This window comes from Aeromicrobium sp. PFPM2_SD2 (genome assembly GCF_057364525.1).
This window is the reverse complement of record NZ_JBNFNZ010000228.1, coordinates 1-3,932: the sequence shown is the minus strand read 5'-3', so window position 1 is coordinate 3,932 and position 3,932 is coordinate 1. Positions and strand designations below refer to the sequence as shown.

The window sequence follows — 3,932 nt, the reverse complement described above, 5'->3', positions numbered from 1 at the left end:
GGCCCGAGGCGCGAGGACGAGGACGGGCACGAGCCCGGCGACCCGGACGCGAAGGCGTCGCGCAGCCCCTGCCCGAGCGCACCCGAGGGCAGCAGCTCCAGGACGGCGCGGGCACCGTCCGGGTAGCGGTCGAGCGGCACGAGGATGCCGCCGCCCACCAGCAGCAGCACGTAGACGAGGTTGGCGACGGCCAGCGTCGCCTCGGCGCGCAGGGCGCCGGCGATCAGCAGGCCCAGGCGCCGAACGCGGCGGTGCCGAGGACGAGCAGCACGCCGGCCCACAGCCAGCCGGTGAGGCCACCGTCGGGCTGCCACCCGAGGGCGAACGCGACCGCCGACAGGATGGCGACCTGCACGGCCTCGACGACCACGACGGCGAGCGTCTTGCCCGCGAGCAGGCCCCAGCGGGGGAGCGGCGAGGCGCCGAGCCGCTTGAGCACGCCGTAGCGACGCTCGAACCCGGTCGCGATGGCCAGCGAGGTGAACGAGGCGGACATGACGGCCAGGGCGAGGACGCCGGGGGCCAGGATGTCGATCGCCCGGCCCTCGCCGAGGTCGACGATGCTGCCGGCCTTGGTGCCGGCGAACAGCAGCAGCAGCGGCACGACGAGCGTGATGCCGAGCTGCTCGCCGTTGCGGGCCAGCAGGCGCAGCTCCATCGAGGTCTGGGCGCGCAGCATGGCCGCGGTGGACGCGGCGCCGGGTCGGGGGCTGAGGTCGAGGTCGGTCATCGCAGGCTCCGGCCGGTGAGGTCGAGGAAGCGGTCCTCGAGCGTCTGGCGCTCGACCATGACCGACTCGACGAGGACGTCCTGGCGCGCGCACCAGGCGGTGACGGCGGCGACGAGCGCCGGGTCGACGTCGCCGGCGACGACGTACGCGCCGGGCTCGACCTCGTCGACCTTCGTGTCGTGGGGGAGCGCGGCCATGAGGTCGGTGACGTCCAGGCCGGGAGCGGCGCGGAGGCGGACGGTGTTGCGGGCACCCTGCGCGGTCAGGTCGGCCGGGGAGCCGGTGGCGATGACGCGTCCGGCGTCGACGACGTGCACGACGTCGGAGAGGGCCTCGGCCTCGTCCATGTAGTGCGTGGTCAGCACGACCGTGACGCCGGCGTCGCGCAGCTCGGACACGAGGTCCCAGGTCGCGCGGCGGGCCTGCGGGTCGAGGCCGGCGGTGGGCTCGTCCAGGAAGACCAGCTCGGGACGTCCCACGACGGCCATGGCCAGGCCGAGCCGCTGCTGCTGCCCGCCTGACAGGCGGCGGAAGGGGGTGCGGCCGGAGCGGGCCAGGCCGAGCCGCTCGATGAGGGCGTCGGGGTCGAGCGGATGGGCGTGCAGCGCGGCCACGTGGCGCAGCATCTCCGGGGGCCGGACGCCGGACCACGCGCCGCCGCTCTGCAGCATCACGCCGACCCGGGGACGCAGCTCGCGCGCGTCCGCGACGGGGTCGAGGCCGAGCACGCGGACCGTGCCCTCCTGCGGCGAGCGGTAGCCCTCGCAGGTCTCGATGGTGGTGGTCTTGCCGGCGCCGTTGGGGCCGAGGATGGCGGTGACGGTGCCCCGCTCGACGGTCAGGTCGAGCCCGTCGGCGGCGACGGTCGAGCCGTACCGCATGACGAGTCCGCGGACGTCCACGACCGGTGCTTGCACCCCGCCAGTCTAGGCGGCGGGGCCTGCCGTCCCGGTGCCGGGCTCTTGCCCCGCCACCGCCGCGCGTGTGAGCGTGGCGTCCATGCTGAGGCTGGGTGCGGTGGTGCTGAACGTGGCGACGTCGGACGAGCGCGCGAGTTCTGGACGCGGGCCCTGGGGCACGCGCCGCAGCCGGCGAACCCGGCCTTCCTGCTGCCGCCGCCCGGCGACGTCCCGCGGCTGCACCTGGACGAGGACGACCGCACGCACCTGGACCTGTGGGTCGACTCGGCCGAGGAGCAGCAGGCGGAGGTCGAGCGGCTGGTCTCGCTGGGCGCGCGCCGCGTCGCCTGGGACTACCCCGACGACGCCGACTTCGTGGTGCTGGCCGACCCGGTGGGCACGGTCTTCTGCGTCGTCGACGCGAGCCGCTAGGTCAGCCCAGGAACGCCTGCACCGTCTCGATGGTGTCCTGCTCGGGCCGCACGGTGACCGCTTAGCCGTCGTCCGCGACCGCGAACTCGCAGAACCGCGCGGTCTGCCAGGCCAGCACGCCGACGGTCATCCCCGTGAACGTCCTCGGCAGCTGTCACCGATCGGCGTGCGGTGCCGTACTCAGTACCGTCTTCCTGTGCGCACGATCATCGAGTGGTGGCCAGAACATGGTTCCGGGCCGATGTGGGTCGACGGTGTGTCGGTGGAGCCGGCCACCGTGCTCCCGATCGAGCTGGCTGCCCGCGTGATCGCATGGAACGACGCCTTCGTGGATGAGGACATGTTGCCGGTCGACGGAGAAGGCGACCTCGGGTGGCTGGCGGAAGGGAAGGACCTCCTGGCAGCCGTCCGCGCGGCACTGTCCGAGTCTCACGACGTGATCGTCACGGAACCCTGGTGGGGCGGAAGCTCCTCGTGAGGTAGCGCCGCTCAGCCGAGGAAGGCCTGGACCGTCTGGATGGTGTCGGCCTCGGCCGGCGGCTTGTCGTCGCGGTAGCGGACGACGCGGGCGAAGCGCAGCGCGACGCCGCCGGGGTAGCGGGTCGAGCGCTGGACGCCGTCCAGCGCGACCTCGACGACCTGCTCCGGCCGGACCGTGACCGTGTAGCCGTCGTCGTCGGTCTGCAGCTCGCGGAAGCGCTCGGTCTGCCAGGCCAGCACCTCGTCGGTCATCCCCTTGAACGTCTTGCCGACCATGACGAAGCCGCCGTCGGCGTCCCGGGCCCCGAGGTGGATGTTCGACAGCGTGCCGGAGCGGCGCCCGCTGCCCCGCTCGACGGCCAGCACGACGAGGTCGAGGGTGTGGACCGGCTTCACCTTCACCCAGCCGGCGCCGCGGCGGCCCGCCTCGTACGCCGCGGCCGGGTCCTTCACGACGACGCCCTCGTGGCCAGACGCGACCAGGGTGCGGAAGACGACGCGCCTCGGCGGGGTCGGCGGTGACGACGCGGGGCACCTGCGCGTCGGCCGGCAGCGTCGCCCGCAGGCGCTCGAGCCGCTCGCGCAGCGGCCGGTCGAGCAAGTCCTCGCCGTCGAGGTGCAGGACGTCGAAGACGAACGTGGTCAACGGCGTCCGCGCCCGCAGCGTCTCGACGTCCGTGCGGCTCGCGGTGCGCGCCCCGGTCTCCTGGAACGGCCGCGGGGAGCCGTCGTCGCGCAGCGCGATCGCCTCGCCGTCGAGCACCGCCGTGGTGACGTCGAGCGCGGCGACCGCCTCGACCACCTCGGGGACGCGGTCGGTGACGTCGTCCAGGCTGCGGGTGTAGACACGGACCTCGTCACCCACCCGGTGCACCTGCACGCGGATGCCGTCCAGCTTCGCGTCGACGACCGCCTCGCCCCCGTCGGGCACCGCCTTGAGCATCGCCTCGGCCACGTCCGGCGCGCTGGACGCGAGCATCGGCAGCACCGGGCGGCCGGGTTCCAGGCCGAAGCCGGCCAGGGCGTCGGCACCGCCGTGCAGCGCCGCGTGCGCGACGGACGTGAGTCCGCCGCCGAGCATGGCCGCGCGCCGCACGAGTGCCTGGGGGACGTCCGCGGCCTCGGCGACGGCGTCCAGGACGAGGCTGTCGAGGGCCCCCTGTCGCAGCTCGCCGGTCAGCAGCCCCACGAGCCAGCGCTGCTCCTCGGCGGTGGCCCGGGCGAAGAGGTCGTCCACGAGGCTCGACGCCGTTCGCGCGAGCCGGACCCGGCGACGGCGGCGAGGCTCGTCCAGCCGGGCGGGTGACGTCGCCGACGGTGAGCGTCGGCTCGGCAGCGGGGGCGGGCAGGTCGGTGAGGCCGCGCCAGCCGACGCCCGTGCGGCGCTGCGT

Annotated in this window: 5 protein-coding genes and 2 pseudogenes; 2 read left to right on the top strand and 5 right to left on the bottom strand. The window is 74.7% G+C overall.

Going from position 1 to position 3,932, the window contains the following annotated elements:
• The 3 genes and pseudogenes from AC2W7G_RS10885 to AC2W7G_RS10875 form a co-directional block, all read right to left on the bottom strand.
• Window positions 1-281, bottom strand: a pseudogene (locus AC2W7G_RS10885) (hypothetical protein); the annotation flags it as partial.
• Window positions 224-730, bottom strand: a complete 507-nt coding sequence (locus tag AC2W7G_RS10880) for an ABC transporter permease (RefSeq protein ID WP_485868445.1) — start codon at window positions 728-730, stop codon at window positions 224-226. The gene AC2W7G_RS10880 and the pseudogene AC2W7G_RS10885, both read right to left, overlap by 58 nt.
• Complete coding sequence (locus tag AC2W7G_RS10875; protein ID WP_485868444.1) at window positions 727-1,647, bottom strand: ABC transporter ATP-binding protein; 921 nt, start codon at window positions 1,645-1,647, stop codon at window positions 727-729. The genes AC2W7G_RS10880 and AC2W7G_RS10875 overlap by 4 nt, the downstream gene beginning before the upstream one ends.
• 45 nt (window positions 1,648-1,692) lie before the next feature.
• Here AC2W7G_RS10875 and AC2W7G_RS10870 point away from each other — a divergent pair, with 45 nt between their 5' ends.
• Entirely contained in the window at window positions 1,693-2,061 is a 369-nt protein-coding gene (locus AC2W7G_RS10870) for a VOC family protein (protein ID WP_485868443.1), read from the top strand.
• A gap of 196 nt (window positions 2,062-2,257) precedes the next feature.
• Window positions 2,258-2,539 (top strand): hypothetical protein, encoded by a 282-nt coding sequence (locus tag AC2W7G_RS10865; RefSeq protein ID WP_485868442.1) that lies wholly within the window; start codon window positions 2,258-2,260, stop codon window positions 2,537-2,539.
• Window positions 2,540-2,550: 11 nt separating this feature from the next.
• Here AC2W7G_RS10865 and AC2W7G_RS10860 read toward each other — a convergent pair whose 3' ends face one another.
• Entirely contained in the window at window positions 2,551-2,994 is a 444-nt protein-coding gene (locus AC2W7G_RS10860) for an ATP dependent DNA ligase (protein WP_485868441.1), read from the bottom strand.
• 145 nt (window positions 2,995-3,139) lie between these two features.
• Window positions 3,140-3,484, bottom strand: a pseudogene (locus AC2W7G_RS10855) (ATP-dependent DNA ligase); the annotation flags it as partial.
• Window positions 3,485-3,932 lie beyond the last annotated feature (448 nt).

Coding starts and splice junctions, on each gene's coding strand:
- AC2W7G_RS10880 (WP_485868445.1), bottom strand. CDS start 730: ATGACCGACCTCGACCTCAGCCCCCGACCCGGCGCCGCGTCCACCGCG.